The organism is Paenibacillus sp. FSL K6-2524 (genome assembly GCF_038005525.1).
GTDB lineage: Bacteria > Bacillota > Bacilli > Paenibacillales > Paenibacillaceae > Fontibacillus > Fontibacillus anaericanus.
Window position 1 is genome coordinate 6,015,250 of record NZ_JBBOSP010000001.1, and the last position, 25,888, is coordinate 6,041,137.

A 25,888-nucleotide genomic window follows, 5' to 3' on the forward strand; every position below is an offset into this window, starting at 1 on the left:
AATTACCGCTACGCGGACGGATTATCCTTACGATCGCTGTTGCCTCCAAATTTGTTTGATTATATCGCTATAGCGGTAAAAATTCGGAGGCAAAGCATATGCTTCCGAAGTAGCTTTCCTTTGGAAAGCTTTTAGGCCAACGCTCCGCTTCTTCAGGACAATTCCGTCCTCTCCACTATGATCTAAATATACTTCTTCAATTAAAAGCACTGATTTGGGTTTAGATTGATTTATTCTTCAACTCAACGAAAAACTCGCCCCGTGCTAACGCGCATGGGACGAGTTTTCTATTTGTTATTCAGTTATTTCAATTAGACTTTTGTTATTCCACAGCTCCTTGAACGAATCGCAATGTTCTATTAAGTCATCAAATTTACCTTCACCCACAACCGAGCCCTTCTTCACCACAAGTATTTTGTCGACATCTTTAACGAAATTTAATCTGTGGGCAATAATGAGGATAGTTTTGTCCCTAAATTCATTCAAAATGGTTTCCATGATGCTTTTCTCCGTGATATTATCGAGTGCTGACACCGGTTCATCCAGGATCAAGATATTTCTCCTCTGTGCAATGACTCTCGCAAATGCTAGGCGTTGTCTTTCTCCTCCCGATAATTTAACACCCTTCTCCCCAACTAACGTATCTAATTGCTCAGGTAAAGCTAATATTTTTTCCTTTAAATGAACTTTGGCCAGAATATCATATATTTCTTCGTCTGAAATAGGATGATCAAAGACAATATTGCCCCTGATTGTAGTATCAAAAATCGGAGTTTCTTGTGATAGATATGAGATATGATCATAATAACTATTCAACTCAATCTCATCTAAATCCGTGCCATCAAGTAAGATATTACCTTCGTGCTTTTTTAATAATCCTACAATTAACTTGATGATGGTTGATTTTCCTCCCCCACTTAATCCGACAAAGGCAACTGACATTCCCCGCTCGATAGAAAATGACATCTGGTTCAATATCTTCACTTGTCCATAATCAAAGGATACATTTCTAAATTCAATATCGCCTTGAATATCTGTAATTACTTTTCCTGATTCTAAATTTTTATCTTCTGGAGCGTTAATGAAATCCTCAAATCTTTGATAGGTTACTTTATTCAGCCTATAATCCACAAAGAGAATATTAAAGATGGCGATCGGCGTGTAAATTTTATCAATAAACATAAATAATGCGACCACAACCCCAAGCGATATCTCACCTTTAACTATGCTATTTATACCGTAGATTAATAAAGTGACCTTGATGATCGTGATAAATAATTCAAATATGGCAAAAAAGGACTCATGGATCATTTTAAGGTGAACGCTTTTTTTAATTATATTTTGTGCTGTATCGCTTAATTTACTTATCTCTTTCTCATATCTTTTGTTTGTTCGGAAAACAACCAATTCCATGAATCCACGTATAGAGTACCTAGACATATTTTCCTGTTCTTTGAGGATGGTTGTCTTTATTTTATACAGATATTTCAGTAGTACGTTCGTTACAAGAAAGATAACTACATAACCACACGCGATAACTAACATAATTCTTATGTCATAGAAACTTATAAAGAATAAGCTAAATATGATGGTGGGCAATAACTCATGTATTGTCCGGAGTAAAAAGGAAAAGATGATGTTATTCCCGGCTGATGCACCATTCTCAATCACTTTTATCATTTGACCTGTGCCCATGTCTTGATACGCTTGATAATCCATTTTTGATATTTTGGATAAGGCCATAATTTTCAATCTTTCTGTGATGCTGTTCGATAAATGTACGCTAGGATATTCGTCGACATAATTGAGGATAACCGTTCCGCCTAGCAATACTCCATAGATGATGATTAGATTTGATATCTCGCCTAAACTGCTCACTACCACAGCTCTATCTAATATTTTTTGGAAGACTACAATCCCTAAACTACTCAGCAGTTGAATTGAGAATCCCAACAAAATATACAGCAATATCCACCATTTTAGATGCATAAGACACTTCTTTAGCATTATAGTTAATCTCCTATCTTTCAAATGAGTATACAAAAAAGCCAGGGATCCCTTGCCACTTAAATAAAGAACCAACCATCACTGAAGAAATGCACGGTCGTCCTTTATGTTAAATAGCTTAGTGCCCTGGCTCTATAAAATGACTGCCCGACACCGTCCAAAGTTCTTAGTTCACTACGATCAAAGGGATACACTCCCCCCTTGATAGCTGGCACGCGTTTCACCCAGCCCGGGAACTAGTTACTTCGAACAGTACGGTAAGCCATTCTCTTCACCTCAATTAAAAGATTATGCCTTATATTATATATCCCAATAGGTAATCGTTCAAGATTTATCCAAGAGGACAAGATTTAACTGTGCGAAATTTTTGACTTACGCAGTGAAATGATGTACATTACAGATTGGGCGAACAATTTGCAAAGTCTAAAACTATAACGTTCGTGTTTAGGGGTGTATTAAATGAAAAAAGTATTTGATTATGAAGATATCCAATTAATTCCCGCAAAATGTATTGTAGACAGCCGCTCTGAGTGTGATACCTCTGTAGCCCTAGGTGGACATACTTTTAAGTTACCTGTCGTACCCGCAAATATGCAAACGATTATTGACGAGAAGGTCGCAATTTACTTAGCCGAAAATGGTTATTTCTATATCATGCATCGTTTTGAACCAGAGAAACGGTTAGCATTCATTAAGGATATGCACTCACGAGGATTAATCGCTTCGATTAGCGTTGGAGTCAAAGAAGAAGAATATGCATTTGTTCAGCAATTAGCTGACGAGCGTATCACACCGGATTTCATTACAATCGATATCGCACATGGTCATTCCAATGCTGTGATCAAGATGATTCAACATATCAAACAATACCTGCCTAATTGTTTTGTTATTGCAGGAAATGTAGGAACTCCAGAAGCCGTACGAGATTTGGAGAATGCCGGTGCTGACGCTACAAAAGTAGGGATTGGACCGGGGAAAGTGTGCATCACGAAAATCAAAACGGGCTTCGGAACTGGTGGTTGGCAATTAGCTGCACTACGTTTATGTGCAAAGGCTGCAAGTAAGCCTATCATTGCTGACGGTGGTATCCGTACTCATGGTGATATCGCTAAATCCATTCGATTTGGTGCCTCTATGGTTATGATCGGCTCCCTATTTGCTGGACATGAAGAATCCCCAGGAGCAACCATTGAGAAAGATGGCAAGCTCTACAAAGAATACTTTGGTTCCGCTTCAGAGTTCCAAAAGGGTGAAAAGAAAAACGTTGAAGGCAAAAAGATGATTGTCGAGCATAAGGGTTCTTTAGAGGATACCTTGATCGAGATGGAACAAGATCTTCAATCTTCTATCTCCTACGCTGGAGGCAACAAACTAGAAGCCATCCGTAAAGTAGATTATGTGATCGTTAAGAACTCCATTTTTAATGGTGACAAGGTATATTAAACCTCCATTTATTTCTGGTGCGAGTCAGCACTAATTCTAAAGGGTACCCTGCGACCTAGGGTGTTCTTATATTTAAGGCTTATACTATAGGTTCTCTCATAGAAAAAACACCTCTTCTGTGTGGTAGTGATATCTGGACACCTTCACTTTACCAAACAAAGCGGTGTTTTTTTTTTACATTCTTATGTTCTAATCGACCTTACAAGATCCAGGGATAGAAGACCTCATTCAGATTTATTTAATATAGAAAACGGCGCTGCATCAGTGCAGCGCCGCCGTACCATTATCAAGCTTAATCACAGCATCCAGCCAACCTCCCTGCAGGCCCTCCAATGCGCCTGAAAAGATAGCGACTGTGCCAGGTGTCATTTCGTACAACGCATCTAGCAGCAAGAAACGAATCTCGATATCCATACCATAGAGAGGCTCATCCAGCAGCAGAAACCATGGATCAGCAAGCATCGCCTGAACAATCATAAGCCGTTGCTTGTTGCCGCCTGACAACCGCTGAATGGGCGTCTTCCTCTCGTTAGAAAGCCCGAGCCGTTCACATAGCTCGCGAGATCGTTCGTCGATGGTTGTGGTTGTCCGTGGCATCAGCTTCATCTCACCCACATAACGCAAGTATGCCTCGACGGTCATATTGTCATAGTACGCTGCCTGCTGTGGCTTGTAGCCCAGATAAGGTTTGAAAGCATTCCCTGACAACGCCACGCCATGAAGCTGATAGGTAATCAAGCCGCGTGCAGGCTGGTAAAGGCCAGCTATCGCTTTGAGCAATGCTGTTTTTCCGCTGCCATTGGCGCCTTCGAGACCATACCAGCCTGGCGTTAGAACCAGATTCACATCCCCTAGCAGCAGATGTCCATTATCAGCATGCAGTTCTACCCCGGTCAGCTTCAGCTCAGCTCCTCGCACCGCTCTTCCCTCCTATTCATCTTGCTTGTAATAATGCCGATGGCGTAGCAACATGCTTGTACAAACACCAAGCGCTATTGCCAGGTTAACAGCAACAAGCTTGCTTGCAAGCCAGTTAGTGGACCCGTATTCGCTGAACAGTTGAAACACGCCAAGCCTCTCACCAGCGGAAAACTGGATGACGCCCACTGCGAGCACAACCGCGGTACCAGGCCATGTCCCGAAGCGAAGCATCGCAGCCAGCGCTGCTAACGTGCTCAGGCAGATCGGCAGTAATAGATCTGTGATCAGTACAGCAGTGCTAGATCCGAATTCACCGCTGGTACCCGTCATGACGAGTATTCCATAAAACAACAGCGCTAGAAGGAGGTCATATAGCAGTATGGTTCCTACTCTGGCCACCATAAGCTGTACGGGCGTAACAGGAAAGGTCGCCTCAAGCTCACTCATTGGCGTATGCATGGATCGGAGTGAATAGGCCACACTGGCTACAGGGAGCAATAGAATCGTAAATAGAAATACATCCGACTTGGTGGAGCTACTAAACCATTCACTTGCAGCCAGCCCCTCAACGGCTGCTCCTGTGCCAACCATAAACGCTGATATAAGCCAAAACAGCCAATGCATCGTCTTTGCCTGGGCTGCCATGCGCTGCATAAGCCTTACAGGCAAAGATATAGCGGCAGTTGGTTGCCGCTCAGGCCTGTCATGCCTTGGCACTCGCCTGGATGAAGGTGCAGCAACCGTCCGCTCAGGCTGTGTAGCATATGCAGCGGCAAGCGCCAGCAGGGATTGGGTCTGCTGGCCGCTGGGGCCTTCCACAGTATAGCGATCCAGTTGGCTGAATACCGCTCCGATCCGCTCAGGTTCCCATTGATCCGCTGCTGATTCGCCCTTTTCCTCCAGTCGCCGCTGCTCTTGCAATTCCCTGTACAGTTGACTGTCGCGACTGTCGCCACTACCGTTATCGGCGCTCCCGCTTCCGGAAATGTAGCTCATCCTGATCCTCCCCTTTCTGCAATATATCGGCCAGCCGCCTGAATGCCCGGTACAGCTTGGACTTGACCGTTCCAAGCGGCAGTTCCAGCAGCTCGGCTATTTCCTCCAGCTTGAGCTCCTCGTAAAAACGCAAAATAACAATTTGCCGCTCCTCCTCAGGCAAAGCGCCAAGGGCAGCAATGACGGCTTCCCGCTCATACTGCTTGTCTAAAAAAGACGCTACCGTATCTTTACCGCCATCTGCCGCATCATATACTCCGGTATCCTTAGCCGTCACTTCATAACGATAAGCTCCGGACTTCCATACATCACGGCAAAGATTAGTCGCGATTCGATAAATCCATGGTCGAAACCGTTCAGGCAACCGTCCAGCTTGCAAAGCCGTGAACACTCTGACAAAACACTCTTGCGCCAAATCTTCTGCGAGCTGACGCTTGCTGGTCAGACGGTATAAATACGCATAGATGGTTTGATGATACCGATAAACGAACAACTCCAGTACGGCGGTATTCCCTTGCTTGTATTGCATGAGCAGTTGCTCATCTGTAACAACAGCCCTGCTGTCCACTTGACTCCCTCCTTTCTCACTCGGCACTATTGCCTACGCACGAGCCAACCTCTGCCTTTCCACAATAGAAGCAAACAGCAGAAGAGCAGTATTCCAGCTGCCACAAATAACGCGATGGCGTTGTGCGATTTATCTGCGAACCGACTCACTGGCCAGACAGCTTGAAATAAATAATAGCGATTGAGCGGCATACTGGACATCAGATACTCCAGCAGCCACACCGTTGCCCCCACTCCTAGCCCGACAGCCATATTGCGCCCGAGCAGACTGCTGAGTGCCGCCAGACTGCCGACAAACATATTCACACTGAGGCTATGTTTGATTATGTAGGCTAGTTGTGCCGTACTTAAAGCGATCGCCCAGCGGTCAATTGCCCAGAGCAACGCTGCTTCATAGATAACAAGTAATAGCGCAACGACCGTTACCCGCTCGGCGAACACGAGTAGTTGTGAATACAGATAGCTGAAATGGTGGGCAAAAGTACCCTCACTGAAATCATCCGCGAACAAGGCCGCACAGAGGGCAATCGTAAGTAAAGGCAGAATAAAAATAAAAGCCACTTTGACTTGATAAAATCCTGGAGATCGCAACAACTCTGGCAGCATGAGGCAACCAGCTGCTATTAACGCTGCAATAACAGCTATAGCAAGCAAGTATCCGCCCCATAGTATGCGCCATGCATATTTTGCACGGGATAAAAGGATGAGGGCGACCTTCATTTTCCTCCCTCCGTTTTCCTTTGCAAATAGCCTCGCAGAAGCTCTTCCATTTGTTCATCGCTATCCTCGTTTAGCTGGTCTTTGCCAATACTGTCATAGACGAGCTTGATGACATCGTAGACACTTTCAATGCCGTACTGGCTGTATATGGTGTTCATAAGGTCATAAACCTGATTCGGTGCACCGTCCAAAAAATAGCTGCCAGGTTCGAACAATGGACCTGGCTGTTCCTCTCCCGCCACCTTGCGCTCGATATAGACCTGGAAAATATTGTTCAGTATATATTGGGCGTTAAAATTGGCCACTCTCGCATAGCTGCTCTCTCTACGTTTGGCACTATAATCAAGCCAGTATTGCCCCGTCCTCAGTTGTATTTCCCCATTGTTTCCTTGTTCAATTTCCGCCCCGGAAACCCCATAATAAACGGTTTTAGAATACTTGGACAAATAGTGAATATCGCGTGCTTCCGGACCTGCCGCAACTGGATCAACCATGTCCGTTTCTATAGAATTAAACTCATTCAATCTACTATACGGATAATCGGCAAGCGCCATAGTAATTGTCTTGGGAAAGCTCGTTGCGGTTTTTCCATCCAACATTTTCAAAGTACGCGCCGCTTCGGCATACTGCTCGGCTGTCAACTGTGCTGCTTCCTCCACAGAACGGGCAGGCAATTGGCCAGATGTCAGTAGACGCACCGTCTTGTCGCCTGCTGTCGCCTCTACAAACTGCAGATCGCCCCCAAACAATGTCAGTCCACTTGCTTCATGCAACTCTAGGCGCGTTATTGTAGCTTCCTTCTCTCCAGCCTGTTCACTAGCAATGAGAGAGGCGTTGGAGAACAGCTTCAAGCCACTTGGTCCTGTGAAGGCAACCTCAAAGTCCGCCATAGGGCGCGGCAAGTGTGTGTCCAGAATATCTGCAGCCTGGCGGCGCTCCTTAAATGCGTCTAATTCGTATTTATGTGTATCCGATTCCGATAGCCGGCTATTGCCGATAACGGGGTACCAGCCGTAAAAGGCTGGCAGGAACAGCCTGTTATTCTCAACGATAGCAGCCTGCTCCCATCGATCCCTGCTAGGATAGAAGGAATAATAGTGCCGCCAATCATTTATGGTACCGCTGTATGTCATCTCGATCTCCAGATGCTCGCCTGGCATAACGTCCGCAGCAGGCGTGATCCAGAGTACATCTGTAGCCTCTTCCCACTCATAGGCAGCAGCAGCACCATTCACCTTCAGTTCCTGTACGTCAAAGATATGCCGCAGCATGATGGGGAATCGCCCTAGCGTCTCCGCTTGTCCATTACTTGCTTGCATCGTCGCCTGTATTTCTAGCCCATGCCGCGACAGTAATTCCAACTCCAGCTTGTAGCTGGTAATGTGCAGATCCTGGAACTTCATTCCGACAAGCAGATCTTTAATATGCGATACCGAGAGCGGTTTGCTGGTAAGTCCGTTTGGATTATAGCTAAACCCAATCGCTTTTGTGTTAAGGGTGATACGAGACATTTCCTCAATATCCGCTTCCGTATATTTCCCCGCTGCAATTCCAGCGACGAGCAGTTGCTCCAGTTCTCGCTGTTGCGTGGGTCCGTTGGCTGAAGTAAGACGTTCGCTATAGAAACGTTCATTGGCATCCGCAATATCGACCCGTTCCTGCAAGTGTCCGTACATTGCACTGCCTGCCCATATCAATGTCACACCCAGAACCAGCATCGAGGAGTAGGCCACCCATGCCCTGACCCGTTCCCGCCTGCGCCAACATACCACAAGCAGTACAGCTAAGGCCATTCCTACTGCTATAGCAGCAACCATGCCGCGATGTAGCCAAAACGCCGGATCATAGATGAACCCCCACATACGTGAGTAGGCATTGCCAATATGACTGACTAGTGAATAATCGAGCCAAACCCGCTTATGAGGCGATAATGCATGGCTTATCGGTAAAATTTTTGGCGAATTTGCCAAGACCAACAACAGGACGAAGCTGATCAAATAACTGTATCGCTTGCGGATAAGGATGCCTACCAAGTAGGCGAGTACAGTTGCAAATAACATCGGGATGGCAAAGGAAGCAAATACAGCACAGGTATACCATTCACGTATTCCCCATGAGATGCCATCTTTTACGACCAACCATGCATAAGCCCCCATCGGCACGAGCGCAGCTGATAAAGGAAGGGTTACTGCGCAGAGCAAGCGTGCAGCCTCCATTTCCCATGTCCGATACGGGAAGGTGGCCATCATGGATGCTGTCTTCCATTCTTCATCCCGCCGTGCGATCGCCGTTGCCAGCAAAGGCAAAATAATGATGGCTACATTCCAATACACCTCAGATATATCCATTACGTATACTGCACGATCCAATTTTGCATCGATCGTCTGAATCATCAAATACAGGATGCCAGCCATGGTTGCCAACATCAGATACAAGCCGGGGCCGCGCAGCAACAGCTTGCACTCGGTTTTGTAATAGCGAATCAGGTTCATTGGCTGTTCCCCGCTCTCATGACCGCTATATATCCGTCCTCCAGCCCTGCTGTTGTTTGGACTGCTCCAGGCAACGGCACAGAGCTGGCAAGAACTCGAGCCTCGTAACCAGCTCCTGAACGCCTCGCAGTCACGATGACCGCGGTCTCCTTGAGCTCTGCAAGCTTCTCATCACCCACCTGGACCGTCCATACTTGTCCCTGCACACGCTGGAGCAATTGTTCTTGCGTACCGTGAAATACGATGCGCCCCCCGCTCATAATCGCCATGCTCTGACAGTTATTATCGATATCGGCGACGACATGTGTAGACAGCAGCACAGTACGATCTTTGCCCAGCTCTGCCAGCATATCACGAAAACGCATGCGTTCTTCCGGATCCAGCCCTACCGTAGGCTCGTCCACAATAATAAACTGCGGATCACCAAGCAACGCCTGAGCAATACCGATGCGCTGCCGCATCCCGCCAGAATATTTGCCTATACGGACATGGCGCTTCTCTTCCAGATTTACTTTGCGCAGCATATCAGCTACTGCTTCCCTCCGGGCTTTTCCATTTGTAATGCCCTTCATGGACGCGACATAATCGAGATATTCCGCCCCTGTCAACTTGCGATAAACCCCAAACTCCTGTGGCAGGTAGCCGAGTAAGCCACGAATTTCACGTTCATCGCGCCCAAGCTTGCAGTGACCGATTTGCACTTCTCCCGATGTTTTCGGTATTGCTGTTGCCAATACTTGCATCAATGTTGATTTCCCCGCCCCGTTGGGCCCGAGCAAGCCGAACATTCCTGTGCTGAGTGTCAGGTTAATTCCGTTCAGCACTTGTTTGCTGCCATATTTTTTGCATAATTGCTGGATTACTACTTGCATGATTGGCTGCCTCCATTCGTACTTGGCCACCCCCCGCGCGCACGAGTAGATTGTCAGACAGTATAACGACGCTCCCTGCTAAAAGTTCAAAAAACGGTGAACTTTTTTTCTAAAGGCATCTTTTCGGGCTGCCAATATAACATTTGTAACATGTGTCACTTGACGCTTATGACTTACACAAATCCCCGCCATTTATTACACTTACATTACATGTTATGTATTACAAAATCTGAAGATTAACTTGTTACCATCGATCGTTGGCCCTAAGACTTCCTCATAATTACCTTTTGTATAATTAGATACGGTCTTACGCCAAAACTTTTGTCCGATCACATTCTTGTCCGCTGGGTTCGTAAATAGCTCCCATTTACCTCTAAACATCTCGAATACTTTCGTTGCAGCACATTGTGCAATCCCATTACCTCTAAACGGCTGCATAAGAAAGAAATCATTCACAAAAAAATCAATGCCCGGCGTGCAGTAAGGTGGTGTAGCAACAAGTTCAAAGCCAGCTGGAATATCATCTACAAAGATTAAATACGGATAAAGACAGTTTGGTTTCTCCCACCAAATGTTCTGGACATCATATTGATCTTGTAATGTTGTGTAATCATTACTATCCTCAAATATTCCATGACGATTTGGAGTATGTCCTGCAATAAGTCCATAGTGCCCCGACAAGTCGTGAAGGTATAGTGGGTACATATTTTTTATAATGTAGGCCTCTTCTTTAGTGGTTAATTTTACTTCGATTTTCATACTGACCTGCTCCCTTCTTTTTACTAACTCTAACCTATATATTTTTCACAGGTTCGATTACTTCGAATAAGAATGAATGGCCACTTAAATATTCTCTTATGTAAGCCCCAGCGTACGGTTGCTCTTCGATTAGGCTGGAGGTTTCTCTTGGATCTGGCGCATGATGGCAGTAGTTCTCGATCATGAACATAATGAAAAAGCACTCTAGCTGCCGAATATAACCCGGTTCCGACTTTCTTACACTCTCATAACCTTGGATAAACATCCCCCGCTGCTTCGGATTAAGCTCTAGTAACAAACCCGCCATATCGTAGAGATAATAACCGTAACCACATCTTCCGAAATCTATCGGATACGGTTGTTCATCATTAAAAACGATGTTGCCCGTATGTAAATCCCCATGAATGAGTCCATGGTTCTGGTCGCTGCGCTCCATTTCAGTGAGCTCGGACAGTATTGTCTCGGCTGCAGCTTGGTATGACTTCCATCCATCATTTGATAGGAACCGTGTATGATAAAGTTCTAATTTAGCAAATTCACTTCTAAATTGATCAGCCCCCCATTCAGGACGAACAAAATCAGCAGGTGGAACAAAACTCGCTGCTACATCATGCAGTCTCCCCATCATAACGCCCACGTTATATACACAGCTGTCCGAAAGCTTCCCGCTTGCATACTCGCCGTCTACCCAGCGCATCATCGTGACATAGGGACGTTGATACCCTTCTTCCGTTTCTATTTCCAATACATAAGAGCCATTACAGCTTGCCAGACCTTCAGGTAAATTGAGCTCACTCGATTTATTCAAAGCTTGAAGAAGTACAAGTTCTGAAGCAATTTCCTCTTTGCGGAGCCTTGCCGAATGAATACGAAGTAAATAACTTCCCGCTGTACTTGTCTCGATTTTATAGGTGATCGTATCGGATAATTGGATGAATTGGATCCGTTCCCACTCCAGGTCATACTGTTGCAACGCCGATAAAGCAACTTTCCTCGCTCGTGCTAACAATGAACGTCTATTCTCATCAGTGTCATATTGAAAAAACTCCATCATAGTTGATGCCCCCTTTGTACAAGTAAGTATAAAAGTGGTGGCACTCTAAAGATATATAATAAACACTTTAAAATAAATTTTGCACAAAAAGGCCACATCAGATTTCCATCCAATGTGACCTTATGTAGTCTACTTTTTAACATAAACAATCTTCTTAATACTATCGAAGGAAAGACAAAATTGACCTGAAAGTTGATCAATCGTCATCCCAGCAGAAAATTTTTGGCGGATCTCATGATTTCTAAGATTCAAATAGCTTCTGCCACCTGAATTTTCGCCCCATTTCTTACGTACCTCATCAGGTTTGGGGACATATACTAAGCCACCATGTACATATTTCTGTATTTCCTTTAACAACTCTTCCGGAAAAATAAGATCAGCGTTTACATATTTCATGATCACTCTACTCCTTAAAATTATTGAACTTTTTAAGGTAGCAAAGTCTATTCTATAAACAACCGATCATCCTATAAGGATCATCTTACTGAATTATGGCGGTAAAATTAATTCTTCGCTCTATACAAACAACCGCCGTTGTTTATAGTGTAGACCTTGCATAGAGCTGATCTTAAACTTTGTCATAATGCCCCTCCCTACTATAAGTGAAATGACTGAATCTAAATTAAGTTAAACGGTAAACAGCGAATGGTTCGCTATAACGAAATGGATCGCTGATTTCATCCAACTGTTTAGTTACTTCGGAATCGAGATGGATATCAACGCTCTTTAAATTAGCCTCTAGTTGTTCGACACGTGTTGCACCCACGATCACTGTTGAGACAGCAGGCCGATCCATAAGCCAAGCAATCGAAATCGCACTAGGAGTATAGCCATGTTCTGCTGCAAGTTTACTTACATTTTGCCCAAGTGCTATCGTTCTCTCATTGAGAAATCTGTTGAAATTCGGGTCGGTAACGGCTCTTGAACTTGGAGGTGCTTGGTCTATTGACGTATATTTCCCACTAAGAATACCACCTGCTAACGGAAAATAGGGGATAATCCCCACACCCTGATCTAAGCAGAAAGGAACTAGTTCCTGTTCAGGCGTTCGATCCGCGAGGGAATAACTAACTTGAGTAGAAATATACCGCGTATAACCTTTGTTCTCGCTAATCCCCTGCGCTTTCATTAACTCCCATGCAGCATAATTAGATGCCCCAATATAACGGACCTTACCTGAACTGACCATATCATCCAAAGTACGCAATGTTTCTTCAAGCGGAGTATACGGGTCAAATGTATGGATTTGATACAAATCAATATAATCTGTTTTCAAGCGTCTAAGACTGTTGTCCAGCTCCTGTTGCAAATGATAGCGTGATGACCCCCGCTCGTTCGGACCATCGCCCTTCACTAATCCTGCCTTTGTAGCTAATACAACCTTATCTCGTCTTCCATCCAAAGCTTGCCCAATAATTCTCTCTGACTCAGAGCCCGCATAAATATTAGCTGTGTCTATAAAGTTAATACCGCTATCCAAGGCATAATGCAAGATCTTCGTAGATGTGTCCTGATCGGCCCGTTTGCCAAATGCATTGGTTCCAAGCCCTAATGCCGATACCTCTAATCCACTGTTTCCAAGACGACGATACTCTATGATGTCCCACTCCTTTGCAAACGAATTAATAACCTCATCGAAAAACACATTAAGTTAACAGTTCACGACTACTTCTACTTTCCATTTTATCACTATCTGTGATGAGGTTCACCATGAAGTCTGTAACGGCAAGTTTAGACTCGCGATTAATATAAGAACAGCTTTACCTCCAATTAGAGCAAAACCCTGTTTTCCAATATATTTTTCAAACTGATATGAGACTTTGAAGGGCCGAACTTTATAAGGGAATCTTGAAATTCAGCAAGTTCCTCAATAGATGCGGTTTGTACCTTAATGAGATAATTATATTCTCCACTAATGCGAAATAAATCAGTTACTTCCATAGCATTTTCGCAAAAAACAGTGAGCTCTTGGCAATGTTCTGTTTTTAATAGAATAAAAGTGGTCGTGCCTCGATTCATTTCCCGTAAATTAAAAACTGTGTTATACCCAGATATGATGTTTTTTTCTTCCAACTTGATCATTCTTTCTTTAACGGATGGTTGCGACATCGAAACCTCTTTGCTGATTTGAGAAATGGACATTCGTGCATTGTACTGAAGTAATGCCATGATTTTTTTATCAATTTCATCCATAAGATGTTCCATATCTAGAGCCCCCTGATTCAATTCAATAAAATAAACCCATTCACCAAAAATACCTTATATTTAAGAATCATATTACTATAAAACACTTATCTTTTGTATGTATCTTACTTATTAATGCAACTATAATAAATATATATTTTATAAGGGAGCGATTATTGATGAGCGTAAAAGGCCTTTCACATGTAGCGATCCAAGCCAGAGATTATAAAGCAACCATTACATTCTATATTGAAGTTTTAGGGTTCAAGTTAGGTCATCACTGGAGTTTACCCTCCTTTCAAATTAAAGAAGCTTCCATGCTGATTTCGCCTGACCAAAGAACCTGCATTGAGATCTTTGATAACGATGCAGTCATCCCTGCTCAAGGTAAGAAAGCATTGTCTGAAGAAGATATTGCTCACGGAGCGTTGTTACATCTCGCCTTCTATGTGGATAATGTAGATGAAATGTATCAAAAAGCCCTTGCTCATGGAGCAGAGGCCTTTATAGAACCTGATAACCTTTCTCTTGGCGAACCGCCCCTTCTAATAAAGAACGCTATCATTCACAGTCCCAACGGGGAAATTATCGAATTTATTGAAGATGTTGATTTTGATATGTCGACCAAAACCCATGTAAATTAAGCTGTTCAGAAAAAAACTGCCTCTATTTATGATACGGTTCACCGTGCTATCTGTAACGGCAAGTTTTAGGGCCATCCTCTTTGGATGGCCCTTTCTTTTTCTCGCTTTGTTCAATTATCGTATCCCGATAGTTGAATGATTAATGGTGATTTGACCCTTCATAGCGGGAGTTTAAATGCTTATTTTCGGAGCGAGGCATTATATCGGTGAGTGTATACAAACCATGTAATGCTTGCTGTTAATAATGCCAACGAAATCAAAGCCGTAAGAACACTATATGTTTGCCAAATAAGTATCGTTGACCAATCTAATGCACCGCACATTATACACAGGGCAATCGTAGCAATCAACAAAATAGCTGTTACGATTATTCGCCTTTTTGTCATTGGCTGCCGCTCATTCGTTTTCCTTCTGCGTAATCCTAAGAGAAAGAACAGAACGGCCAATAGGCAAAGAATAATTGTGGTAGACGACAAAATGATGTCCAAAAGCTGTGTGCCGCTTATTTCATATGACTGCGTTATATTGCCGTCTAATATATCTTTAACTTTTAGTACCATACTTCTATTAGTATTTGCGCCGTTGGTCAGCAAGCAGACGGCTGTTCGTTCATTTGGCAGTATGGCCACTTCGGTTGCGAAATTGGGATTACCCCCTGGGTGCTCTATAATCGTTTGGTTGGCGTTTACCGACCAGCCCGCCGCATAATACATTTCGTTGACAGCCGAAACAGACATATCACCCTGATGTGATTTTTCGATAACCGTATGGAATATTTCGGGTATGTCCTGCACAATACCCATCTGTATGCCCATCTGTATGCCCATCCAACGCGCCATATCTTTTGTACAAGAAATGATGTAGCCTGCGGGTTTATTCCCGGAAAAATCCGGCGCGTTATATGGAGTTGTCATAAAAAAGGAAGAACGATAGCCCTGTGCCAACTGTCCGGTGGCTTGAGCATCTTCTTTATAAACATACGTCTGGTGAAGACTTAACGGCTGAAATACCTGCTCCCTCATAAAGTCTTCATAGCTTTGTCCCGACACAATCTCAATAACCAAACCCAATACGTCATAATTAACGGTTCCATAGTTATACTGTTCACCGGGAGGGAACGCCAACTCAGCATCTACCAGCATTTCCACAGTCTTTTGCAGCAAATCTGGCGTATTGCCTTGTGGAATATTTTGAGTATGCCTACGATTTGTTAGGCCGCTAGTATGGTGAAGAAAGTTATTGAGTGTAAGGCTTTGCATATCAACAGGTTTCCCTTGATACTTTAACGTAAACCAAGGTAAATATTTTTGGACATTGTCAGTCATTGACAGCAGCCCTTGCTCTTCCAACAGCAGAATACCCATGCCGGTAAAAGCTTTACTGACCGAGGCCAACTCATATAGTGTATTTTCACTTGCAGACAACCCATTTTCACGGTCTGCATACCCGGAAGAAAAGTAGAACACTTCATCATCAGCAAGTATGGAGATTGACATTCCCGGCACACCTGATATACGAGAGGCATCATCCAGCAACGCTTGTATTGCCGCAGATTGCGTATCTGACAACGCATAACTTTGTGTTGCGAATCCTGAGAATAATATAAGTATCGTTAATACAAAAACAATAGTCTTTTTCATAAACTCTCCATTTCGAAGTACGCCTTATCCGCCAAATGCGTCGTCCCATTATACTTAATGCTAGACGTTCAATGATCAGATTACTATTGTAAACTTCACAGACCCATGTATATTATTTCTTGTTTCGCAAAAAGACCTCTCTGATTGGTTAGCGGAAAGGTCAATGGCTTAAATCTCATGTCTACAATTTGTCAACAACTTAGCTATATGAATAGCGAAAGACCCGCTCCTGTAGCTGGTCCTTCTAATGGGCACAAGGGGGAGTCGAACACCTACTTCTTTCATTGAATAATATTCATTTGAAGATTCACGAGCCTTACGATACGGTTGGTTCACCGTGTCATAAATACGGCAAAATCACTTGTCATAACAACGTGCCGTAAAGGTGACATCAAGCTTTCTTCTTGTTTAGGAGTACGCTATAACCCAGCATGATAATGCTAGCCATACAAATTATACCCCCTAATCCGAATACGGACTTTAAAGCACCTAATAAAGGTGCAGAATCCTGAATGGCATCTCCATTCATCACTCCAAGTCCTAAGGCAGCTCCCAGAACCATCCCCGCATTACGCGTTAATGCGATCATTCCTCCTATCGAGCCAACATCTTTCATTGGAACATATCGCATAATAAAGCTGTTATTAGGTGATGCAATAAGCCCCATTCCCACTCCTATTAATGCTAGTACGGCGACAATCCCAACCGTCGACAATTGATGGAGATAAAGGGCAAGCGCCGTTAGTCCGATTCCCATACCACATAACCCCATGAACATAAAGGACCTAGATCCATAACGATCGGACAAATGACCTGCAACAGGACCTGTAAAGGCTAAAAGTATCGGATAGGCGATCATGATCGTTCCTACGGTTACCGATGAGAAGCCAGCATTTCGAGATAAGAAAAAGGGTATGGTGACTAGAACACTATTTGCCAGCATAAAAGAAACACAGCTTATGATTAATCCATAGGATACCTCCGGGATATGGAACACCCCAAGTGGCAAAAAAGAGCTTTTTTCCCTTGATTCTCTCAGTAGGAAGAGAAAGAAGGCGATGACAGCAGCAACAGACAGAGATAAGGTTTCAGCGGATAGCCATCCCCATGCATTTCCATTCGATATTCCGAATATGACAGAGCCGATCACAAATATGAATAAGATCATTCCAATACTATCGAAAGGTTCCTCTTGTCTTTCCTGTCCTCGCTCGGGAATATAGCGCATAGCCAGCAATGTGGCAACAAGAGCAACAGGAACATGCATCAAAAATAACCATTGCCAACTCAGCCATTCAGCGATAAATCCACCGATGATAGGTCCAGTCATCGCACCAAGGGCAACAGCAGTGCTCATGATACCTAGCGCGTGACCTCTTTTTCCCTTCGGTACATGAATCGTGATCAGTGCAATATTCGTGGCTTGAAACATCGCAGCACCTATGGCCTGAACCATTCTAAGAATAAGCAACACGGATATATTAGGTGAAAATGCCACTAGAACAGAGCTGATGGTAAAAAACACATATCCGAGATTGTGAATACACCGATGCCCGTAGCGATCCCCTAATTTGCCCATTATCGGAAGTAAGGAAGCGATGACGAGTAAATACCCTGTAGTAATCCATTGAACCGTTTCCAGCTCCGTTTGAAAGATTATCATGAACTTAGGAAGCGAGACGTTCACGATACCTGCTGTAAAATGAGAGATATATACTCCTATGCATATGGAGGCCATCATCAAAAAACGATGTCTACCTGATAGAGCTTCTGCGGGTGGTGCAGATATATTCAAGATGATCACCAGCTTTTCCGTGTAGTATAGTTACTAAACTAAATGAGCAAAAAAATTTAATGCAAATCCTTTAATATATTTATAATAGTTTAGCATCTAAACTTATTTATTGTCAAAAAGACATACAATAAGTTTAGATGCTATTTTATATTTTGATTACATCGCTAAATCTCCCTTACTCTCCAATAAACCGCAAAGTCACTTTCGTGCCTTGACCTAACGTGCTATCGATGTGAATTGAACCTCCATACCGCTCCATGATTGCTTTGGCAATGGCAAGCCCCAGACCCGATCCTCCCTGTGCCCGGTTCCGTGAACCCTCTGTGCGGTAGAATCGATCGAAGATGTGCGGCAGCTGTTCGGAAGATATCCCAATTCCAGTGTCCTCTACGATCACAATCGCCTGCCCATCCTTTATGAAGTGACTAATGCTTACTGTACCGCCTTTAGGCGTATATTTAAACGCATTCTCTACAATATTTCGCAACACTTGATAACTGGCGCCCCTTGGCATTCGAATCAGAATCGCTTCCCCAATCGGACTACCATCATAATCCAGTATCACTTCGGGATTGACGTGTACCGTCTGGGGAATCAGTTCCCTCAATGTATCATGAAGATCACACACTTCTCCTACACCGTCCAATAGCGGTTCTTCCGCTTCGGCAAGCAATAGTAACTGGGCAATTAGTTCCTTCATTCTCTTAGTTTCATCCATCATAAATGCGAGCGATTCATCTAACACTTCCGGTGACTTCTTGCCCCACCGTTGTATCATATGCGTATGCCCTTCGATGATAGCGATCGGTGTCTTCAGTTCATGTGAAGCATCCGAGACGAATCGGCGCTGCTGCTCGAAAGAAACATCTAGCTTATGCAGGAAACTATTGAAGGTCTCCCCTAATTGATGAAGTTCATCCTTGGCAACAGGCAAATGCAGCCGCTGAGACAAATTGTTCGCCCCGATACTTCGCACCTCCCCAATCATCATGCGAATTGGCTTCAACGCCGAACGGGCTACGATCCACCCCGTAATGACGGACACGACGGCTGCTATTAATAAGCCAAGGAGAAGGAGCCTGCCGATCTCCCGCTCTGCGGTTGCACTTCGTGAATGTCCGCTATCCATAAGCTGTAGCTTAACAGTACCAAATACAAGTAACTCTATATCTCTTTCCGCTGTATACTTAACATCATTGTTGACCTGTTCTTCCGTGCCTACCTCTGCTAATACTAGGCCGCTGGAATCTAACATTTGGAGGTACTGCCCCTCATCAAGGTCGGACTCAAGCGAGGACAGATCCGGTTCAAATAACGCTGCCATTCCAGTGCCTTCCCCAGATCCCGGGTTAAGTAAGGAAGATATAAATCCTACCTCACCTAGTTGAAGTTCGAACTGTCTAAGCTTAGCATCTAGCAAATCAACCTCTTGGCTCTCAGTCCAATGCTTGAAAGTGACATATACGAATCCGCTGACGACCATCACGACAACCAGGGACGTCAGCGCAATGGATGCGCTGACTTTACGAGAGAACGTCCATGCCTTCATTTCGCTCACCTTCAGTCCCTTAAAATATAGCCGCCGCCGCGGACGGTGTGGATCAGCTTCTCACTAAATCCTTCATCCACTTTCATGCGTATGTACCTTATATAGACATCTACTACGTTCGTTTCTCCCTCGAAGGAATAACCCCATACGAGATTGAGCAGCGCTTCGCGGTTCATCAGTCGATTTTTATTGGCAAGCAAGCATCGAAGAAGTTCGAATTCGCGCTGCGACAATTCAATTTCTTGCCCGGATCGACTAACGTAATGCGATACCATATTTAACGTTAAATCTTTGGCGTACAGCACGTCCGCCGTTTCCTTGAGCTGAAGTCTACGTTGCAAGGAACGCATGCGCGCGAGAAGCTCCTCGATTGCAAACGGCTTCGGCACATAATCATCCGCCCCCGTATCTAGCCCTCGTACCCGGTCGCTTATCGTATCCCTGGCCGTTAGCATAATAATCGGCGTCTGCTTCACCGCACGCACTCTCTTACAGACTTCTATTCCATTGATTCCAGGCAAATTTAAATCTAGTAAAATCAAGTCAAAGTTCTCATTAAGGGCTATGTCTGCACCGACAAGACCATCACTGGCTATCGTGATCTCGTATCCCTCATAAGAGAGCTCCAATTCTAAGAGGCGTATCATAGCGATTTCATCTTCGATGATTAAAATCCGTTCCTTCACTCCTGATTCACCTCTTCGCAAATTACTAGTTTTTCATTAATGATAACCCGCCCATGGAGGACGCTTGTATTTGATAGGAACCCGAGCCGATTTTACCTGTTACATGATTTTTCTTAACCGTTAGCGGAAGATCCGTTTCTATTTCTCCGAAGGACGTTGTTCCGTTGACTTCCACCGCTGCTTTCTCAGGCCAAGCTAGATATACATTCCCTACGGTAGACGACACGTCCCAATCACCGCCAACTTTCGAGCTTTCAATATTAATGTTCCCCGCCATAGTTACTGCCTTTACGGATGAGACTGCATCATCCGAAGACAGGTTGCCGTTCGTCGTCTCCATGTGGAGTGCTCCCGAAATACGATTGGCTACAATGTTTCCATTAGTAACCTTAGCGCGAACACTCTTCTTCGCATCGGACACTTGGACTACGCCATTGGTCGTTTGCAGAGAAATGTCATTACTAACTCCCTTTGCTGTGATGTTCCCGTTCTGAGATGTTAATTTGATTTTACCTATGCTAGTAACTTTTGACAAAGAAATATTTCCATTCGTCAGCACTGCGTTCAAGTCAGATTTGATAGTTTGAGGTAAAGTAATCGTCAAATGAATACTCGGACGATACATATTATTCTTTCCATAAGGCTCGCTAGACGTCTTGATGTCTAAAGCTGTACCCTCTTTCACTTGCAATTTCACCTTACTTGCAACTACCTTTGCTTCCTCTTTCGTCGCATTTTGTACAACCACTTTCGTTTGCACCTCTACATCCTTGACGTGGCCTTGCTTAAACTCAATCGTACCGTTTTGGTTCGTTACAGAAAACGTCTTGGTTTTGTCCCCTACCTTAATACGAGTCGTCCCTTTATCGATGGTTATTCCAGTGTCCGTATTACCTAACTGTTGCAGATCCAAATGAACTAACTTGAGATCGAGATCTAAATCAAAGCCAAGATCGAGGTCGAGATCCAGATCGACCATTGAACGCGCAGAGACAGTTCCTGTACTTCCCAGGCTCGTGTAAAATAGAGTGACCACGGATAAGCTCAATACCAGCATAAACTTCGTTAGAATTTTCAAGTTATTTCCTCCTATATTCATTGTGATTACCCTTATGTTAAAACATAATGAATGAGAAAGACTTTGGAGATACATTAGAGTTTGATGAGAGATACAAAAAGGAGAGGAATCACAATCATGGAATATGTGAACTGGAAAAATGGTGCCCACGGGCATAAATTTATAGCCTCTTTTAGTGGAGGAAAGGATAGCGTCCTAGCTCTATATAAAGCCATGAAAATGGGAACGGCAGTAGGACTAATCGTGATGCTGGAGGAAGAAGGCAAACGTTCTAGATCCCATGGCATGCCTCCAGAGCTCATACGTGCTCAAGCTGAATCTATAGGTCTACCGGTATATACTGGGGCAGCAAGTTGGACAGATTATGAAGAGGTGTATATGCAACTCTTAGCTCAGGCTAAGGATCAAGGTGCCGAGGTATTAGTAACTGGAGACTTGGATGTGCCCACTCACGGTTGCTGGCATGATAAAGTTACGAAAAATGCGGGATTAAAGCTGGGGATGCCGCTATGGGAAATGGATCATAGAGAAGCGGTCGAGGAATTTATCCATCTTGGATTTACCACGATTGTTGTAACTGTAAACTTATCCTTAGGTATGCGGAAAGATGATTTAGGGCGAACACTAACCCTTGAATATGTAAAAGAGCTTATAGATCGTGGCATTGACCCGTGCGGGGAAGGTGGTGAGTTCCATACCACAGTTATAGATGGACCCCTGTTCAAACATCCTATTCCTGTTCGTAAATGTACGATTCATAGGGATGGAGACTATGTCTTTTTGCCATTGGACATTACTACAACGGATAACATTACAACTTGCTAAAACATAGTGATTACCGCATATACTAACGACAATCTATACGTATATAATTGTGGGGTAAGCCTAAAAATGATTATGAGGGAGATACCGCTATGTATGAGTTGACGCATAATCAGGCCCAAACAATTGTTGATAGAATGATGAAGGATATTCCATATAATATTAATATTATGGATCAAACAGGTATGATCATTGGGAGTGGAAATAAAGGAAGGATTGGTACGCTGCATCACGGTGCATTGAAAGCTATAAAACAGGGCAAAATTGTAGAAATTCACAAGGATGAGGAGTTCGTAAAGAAGGGCATTAACTTACCGATCGAAATGAATGGCCATATTGTTGGAGTGGTAGGAATCAGCGGCGAAGTAAAGGAAACGAGACCCTTCGGAAACCTTTTAAAATCAGCTGTTATTTTGTTAATCGACCAAAGCATCGCCTTGGAAAAAGAGAATTTGAAGAATAACTTAAAACAAGAGTTTTTTAGCTTAATTATTGATTCGGACACCACCTATACGAAAGAATTAATGAATCAGGCATTGACCTATGGCATTCAGTTAAGCAAACCCTCCCAAGTCCTATATGTGGACTCTTCTAATGAGATTGCGGAGGATATCACTGTAGGCTTCCCCTCCTTTAAAATATCAAAAACTTCGCTTTGCTTAGTCATTCAGGAAGCGGATAAGGTTGAAGCCCTACAACAATTAATTAGAAATCAGAATCCGGATGCGCTTATTTCAATCAGTAAAGTGAACGACACGATTTCTGAGGGGTTTTTGCAGGCCAAATCGGCAATGCGTGTATTGAAGGGTTTTTATTTCAACGAAAAAACCATCTCCTATTCCAAATGTGAATTCATCGCCGATATGTCTAAACTGCAAAAGAATGATACTAAGGCAGAACGGCTGATCCATTTACTCGAAAAAAATGATGAATTGATAAAAACACTTCAGGTTTATCTGGGCTGCAACCTAAACGCCAATGTAACCGCTGAAAAGCTCATTATCCACAGAAATACATTGAACTATAGATTAAACAAGATTCACACGATTACAGGCAAAGATCCCAAAAATATTTTAGAGCTCGTGGAACTCATTTTTATGCTAATTAACCGGATCATATAAAAAAGGGTGCCCCTATGACTTAGGGACACCCTTTTTGACTCTTATTTTAACAATCTAGCAATGCTTTCAGATGTACGGGCAACATTTTCCCTACCTCGTGCCAGTAAGGTATCAATATCTGCTGCTCCAGGAACAATTCCAAAGATGGCATCAAACCCCTCATCGTACAAGGCTTCAACATCCTGGCCCACATATCCGGCCAAGGCGATCACTTTCATATCGCGATTAACACTTTTAGCTGCTTGGGCAACTCCGAAGGGTGCTTTACCGAATTTCGTCTGAAAATCGATTCCTCCTTCTCCTGTAAAGCAGTAATCCACATTTTGTAGTTTTTCTTTCAAACCTGTATATTCAATTACAATTTCGATTCCTTTTTTCATTGTGGAGTTAGTGAAAGCAATGAGTCCACCACCTAGGCCGCCTGCACCACCTGCGCCAGGTACATCCAAAATTTCGATTCCAAGTTGCTGTTGTACAACTTTGCTGTAGTGTCTTAAATTTTCATCCAAGAATGCAACCATTTCAGGCGTGGCACCCTTTTGCGGACCAAACACAACGGATGCGCCCCGTTCACCGCATAATGGATTGGTTACATCTGATGCTACCAGGATATTAATATTTTTTAATTGCGGAAGTACATCAGTAACATCGATCTTATCCAGCTCACCTAGATATCCGCCACCAAGCTGCAACTCATCGCCGTGCTTATCCAGGAATTTATACCCTAGTGCTTTTGCCATTCCAGTTCCGCCATCATTTGTAGCGCTTCCGCCAATGCCTAGAATGATATCTGTAATGCCCTTTTCAATACATTCCTTAATTAATTCACCTGTTCCTAAGGTAGTTGTAATTAAAGGGGTTTTTGTTTCCTTCGTAACATGATGGATCCCACTGGCTGATGCCATTTCAATCACACCTGTTTTACCGTCTCCCAAAATTCCATAATGGGCGAGAACCGGTGTACCCAGAGGCCCGGTCACTTCTTTCTGTATCAAGGTGCCCCCTGTTGCATCTACTAATGACTGGACTGTACCTTCACCGCCGTCAGCCATAGGTACATGAATGCACTCCGCATCTGGAATAGCTCTTTTTATGCCGATTTCCATGGCTTCGCATACTTCTTTTGCTGTCATGCTTTCTTTGAACGAATCAGGAGCCAACATAAATATTTTTCCCATGAGTTATTCTCCTCCCCTTTTATAAAATAAATCCATAAAGAATTACTGCCACTATAGTCATCGTTATACCGACCATACTTTCATACAGGACAACCTTCATTCTATCCTTCATGCTTATACCCATGGCATTACGTGTAACGTGGAAGTAAGTTCCATGTGGCAAGTGATCGATTACAGTAGCACCGGCATGAGTCATAACTGCAGCTGATAGAGGCGCTACTCCAGTATTTAATATTGCAGTTGAGAATGAACCCGTAGCCAAAATGACACCTGTTGAAGTCGATGCTGTTGCTCCTGCCATCAATATACCTGCAATTGGCGCAAGGAACATACCGGAAATGCCCGAGGATTGTACAAGAGCAACAACTTCTGCAGGTAGGGTTGAAGCTGTAATCAATCCACCAATGGCACCTGCGCCAATAATGATCAAAATGGTTGGTGTCATTCGATTTAAACCGGCCGTACAATAATTCAATATTTCTTTGGTCTTACCTAATGCCAAGGAGCCAACTATACCGGCAAATGGCAGGATAAACAAAGAGTCAATTTTTAGTGATGCTAGGAAATCAACACCTAACATCGAACCAATTGGGCTTATCATCAAAAGAACAATAGCGATGATCGGCGCAACTAAAGCCTTAGATAAAGATGGAAGATTTGTAGGGCTTGTCTTCTCCAATTCAGCCGCTTCAAGATCCGTTACTTTAGTGCCTTTATACTTAATTAAGGATGCGATAAGAACCGCAACTACTAACCCGAAAATAGCAGGGACTAATCCACCAAGCATCACCTGGTTAACATCGAGTTTAAATCCACCTGCTGCTGCAATGGTGTTGGGGTTAGGAGAAATAATGTTCCCCGCTTTACCACCACCAGATAAAGCCACTAGCAAGGCAATCTTAGAATATCCCATTTTGTGGCCAACAGACAATGCGATTGGTGCAACAATCAATACAGCAACAGGAATGAATACCCCTACCGCTGTGATTACCATAGTAGCCAATGCCAGCGACAGCATAGCTTTTGTTCCACCGAGTTTATCAACAATAACTTTCGCGATAGTTCCCGCTGATCCAGATTCCATCATCACGCCAGCAAAAACACCTGCAGCGATAATCCGTATAACTGTACCTTGAACACTTTGTGTTCCGGAAATTAGAATACTGATTACCTCCGAAAAGTTAGCCCCTCCAATAAATCCTCCTATAATTGCCCCCAGAATCAATGCATATGTTGGTGCCAGTCTGAACAAAATTAATATGATTGCTAGCGCTAGGCCGGCTAAAGCACCAATCCAACTAATATCTAATGTTGCCGTCATCTTAAACCCTCCTCAGAGAAGTAATGAATACGTTTTCAT

General features: G+C 43.7%; 23 protein-coding genes. 4 read left to right on the forward strand and 19 right to left on the reverse strand.

All coding sequences use genetic code 11. The features are described from left to right. Positions 1-294: 294 nt before the first annotated feature. Complete coding sequence (locus NST85_RS27955; RefSeq protein ID WP_127191629.1) at positions 295-2,007, reverse strand: ABC transporter ATP-binding protein; 1,713 nt, start codon at positions 2,005-2,007, stop codon at positions 295-297. Positions 2,008-2,466: 459 nt separating this feature from the next. Here NST85_RS27955 and guaC point away from each other — a divergent pair, with 459 nt between their 5' ends. Further along, positions 2,467-3,450, forward strand: a complete 984-nt coding sequence (guaC, locus tag NST85_RS27960; RefSeq protein WP_127191628.1) for a GMP reductase — start codon at positions 2,467-2,469, stop codon at positions 3,448-3,450. 261 nt (positions 3,451-3,711) lie between these two features. Here the strand turns inward: guaC and NST85_RS27965 are convergent, their stop codons facing one another. From NST85_RS27965 to NST85_RS28015, 11 genes are all read right to left on the reverse strand, one after another. Further along, the gene (locus NST85_RS27965; RefSeq protein WP_127191627.1) at positions 3,712-4,368 is read right to left on the reverse strand and encodes an ATP-binding cassette domain-containing protein; all 657 of its coding nucleotides are present in this window, start codon (positions 4,366-4,368) and stop codon (positions 3,712-3,714) included. A 12-nt stretch (positions 4,369-4,380) separates the two neighbouring features. Then, positions 4,381-5,367: a hypothetical protein gene (locus NST85_RS27970; RefSeq protein WP_341190956.1), complete on the reverse strand. Its 987-nt coding sequence runs from the start codon at positions 5,365-5,367 to the stop codon at positions 4,381-4,383. Next, positions 5,333-5,935, reverse strand: coding sequence for an RNA polymerase sigma factor (locus NST85_RS27975; RefSeq protein WP_341190957.1), 603 nt, complete (start codon positions 5,933-5,935; stop codon positions 5,333-5,335). Before NST85_RS27975 ends, NST85_RS27970 begins: the two co-directional genes overlap by 35 nt. A gap of 26 nt (positions 5,936-5,961) precedes the next feature. Continuing rightward, positions 5,962-6,654: a hypothetical protein gene (locus tag NST85_RS27980; protein WP_341190958.1), complete on the reverse strand. Its 693-nt coding sequence runs from the start codon at positions 6,652-6,654 to the stop codon at positions 5,962-5,964. Beyond that, positions 6,651-9,146, reverse strand: coding sequence for a hypothetical protein (locus NST85_RS27985; RefSeq protein WP_341190959.1), 2,496 nt, complete (start codon positions 9,144-9,146; stop codon positions 6,651-6,653). The genes NST85_RS27980 and NST85_RS27985 overlap by 4 nt, the downstream gene beginning before the upstream one ends. Continuing rightward, positions 9,143-10,018 (reverse strand): ABC transporter ATP-binding protein, encoded by an 876-nt coding sequence (locus tag NST85_RS27990; RefSeq protein WP_341190960.1) that lies wholly within the window; start codon positions 10,016-10,018, stop codon positions 9,143-9,145. The genes NST85_RS27985 and NST85_RS27990 overlap by 4 nt, the downstream gene beginning before the upstream one ends. A gap of 213 nt (positions 10,019-10,231) precedes the next feature. Further along, positions 10,232-10,777 (reverse strand): GNAT family N-acetyltransferase, encoded by a 546-nt coding sequence (locus NST85_RS27995; protein ID WP_341190961.1) that lies wholly within the window; start codon positions 10,775-10,777, stop codon positions 10,232-10,234. Between the two features lie 34 nt (positions 10,778-10,811). Continuing rightward, positions 10,812-11,831, reverse strand: coding sequence for a phosphotransferase enzyme family protein (locus NST85_RS28000; RefSeq protein ID WP_341190962.1), 1,020 nt, complete (start codon positions 11,829-11,831; stop codon positions 10,812-10,814). Positions 11,832-11,960: 129 nt separating this feature from the next. Continuing rightward, positions 11,961-12,227, reverse strand: coding sequence for a CD3324 family protein (locus tag NST85_RS28005; protein WP_127191619.1), 267 nt, complete (start codon positions 12,225-12,227; stop codon positions 11,961-11,963). A 226-nt stretch (positions 12,228-12,453) separates the two neighbouring features. Next, positions 12,454-13,428 carry an aldo/keto reductase gene (locus NST85_RS28010; protein WP_341191178.1) on the reverse strand — a complete coding sequence of 325 codons (975 nt, stop codon included), beginning with the start codon at positions 13,426-13,428 and terminating at the stop codon, positions 12,454-12,456. A 173-nt stretch (positions 13,429-13,601) separates the two neighbouring features. Next, entirely contained in the window at positions 13,602-14,036 is a 435-nt protein-coding gene (locus NST85_RS28015; RefSeq protein WP_127191618.1) for an Lrp/AsnC family transcriptional regulator, read from the reverse strand. A 158-nt stretch (positions 14,037-14,194) separates the two neighbouring features. Here NST85_RS28015 and NST85_RS28020 point away from each other — a divergent pair, with 158 nt between their 5' ends. Beyond that, entirely contained in the window at positions 14,195-14,659 is a 465-nt protein-coding gene (locus tag NST85_RS28020; RefSeq protein WP_341190963.1) for a VOC family protein, read from the forward strand. A gap of 179 nt (positions 14,660-14,838) precedes the next feature. Here the strand turns inward: NST85_RS28020 and NST85_RS28025 are convergent, their stop codons facing one another. The 5 genes from NST85_RS28025 to NST85_RS28045 all read right to left on the reverse strand — a co-directional run bounded on the left by NST85_RS28025 (position 14,839) and on the right by NST85_RS28045 (position 21,407). Then, positions 14,839-16,299 carry a serine hydrolase domain-containing protein gene (locus tag NST85_RS28025; protein ID WP_127191616.1) on the reverse strand — a complete coding sequence of 487 codons (1,461 nt, stop codon included), beginning with the start codon at positions 16,297-16,299 and terminating at the stop codon, positions 14,839-14,841. A gap of 391 nt (positions 16,300-16,690) precedes the next feature. After that, on the reverse strand, positions 16,691-18,103 hold the full coding sequence (locus tag NST85_RS28030; RefSeq protein ID WP_341190964.1) for an MFS transporter: 1,413 nt from the start codon (positions 18,101-18,103) through the stop codon (positions 16,691-16,693). Positions 18,104-18,269: 166 nt separating this feature from the next. Next, positions 18,270-19,643 carry a sensor histidine kinase gene (locus NST85_RS28035; RefSeq protein WP_127191615.1) on the reverse strand — a complete coding sequence of 458 codons (1,374 nt, stop codon included), beginning with the start codon at positions 19,641-19,643 and terminating at the stop codon, positions 18,270-18,272. Between the two features lie 11 nt (positions 19,644-19,654). Beyond that, entirely contained in the window at positions 19,655-20,329 is a 675-nt protein-coding gene (locus NST85_RS28040) for a response regulator transcription factor (RefSeq protein ID WP_127191614.1), read from the reverse strand. A 25-nt stretch (positions 20,330-20,354) separates the two neighbouring features. Next, positions 20,355-21,407 carry a DUF4097 family beta strand repeat-containing protein gene (locus tag NST85_RS28045; protein ID WP_170220158.1) on the reverse strand — a complete coding sequence of 351 codons (1,053 nt, stop codon included), beginning with the start codon at positions 21,405-21,407 and terminating at the stop codon, positions 20,355-20,357. Between the two features lie 117 nt (positions 21,408-21,524). On the opposite strand from NST85_RS28045, the gene NST85_RS28050 reads away from it, so the two are divergent. Together NST85_RS28050 and NST85_RS28055 are read left to right on the forward strand one after the other, a co-directional pair. Continuing rightward, a complete protein-coding gene (locus tag NST85_RS28050) occupies positions 21,525-22,232 on the forward strand; it encodes a Dph6-related ATP pyrophosphatase (RefSeq protein WP_425464329.1) in 708 nt (235 codons plus the stop codon). An 89-nt stretch (positions 22,233-22,321) separates the two neighbouring features. Next, complete coding sequence (locus NST85_RS28055; protein WP_127191612.1) at positions 22,322-23,350, forward strand: CdaR family transcriptional regulator; 1,029 nt, start codon at positions 22,322-22,324, stop codon at positions 23,348-23,350. Positions 23,351-23,391: 41 nt separating this feature from the next. On the opposite strand, the gene NST85_RS28060 is transcribed toward NST85_RS28055, so the two are convergent. Both NST85_RS28060 and NST85_RS28065 read right to left on the reverse strand, forming a co-directional pair. After that, positions 23,392-24,528 carry a glycerate kinase family protein gene (locus NST85_RS28060; protein ID WP_341190965.1) on the reverse strand — a complete coding sequence of 379 codons (1,137 nt, stop codon included), beginning with the start codon at positions 24,526-24,528 and terminating at the stop codon, positions 23,392-23,394. Positions 24,529-24,547: 19 nt separating this feature from the next. Beyond that, a complete protein-coding gene (locus tag NST85_RS28065) occupies positions 24,548-25,849 on the reverse strand; it encodes a GntP family permease (RefSeq protein WP_127191610.1) in 1,302 nt (433 codons plus the stop codon). Positions 25,850-25,888 lie beyond the last annotated feature (39 nt).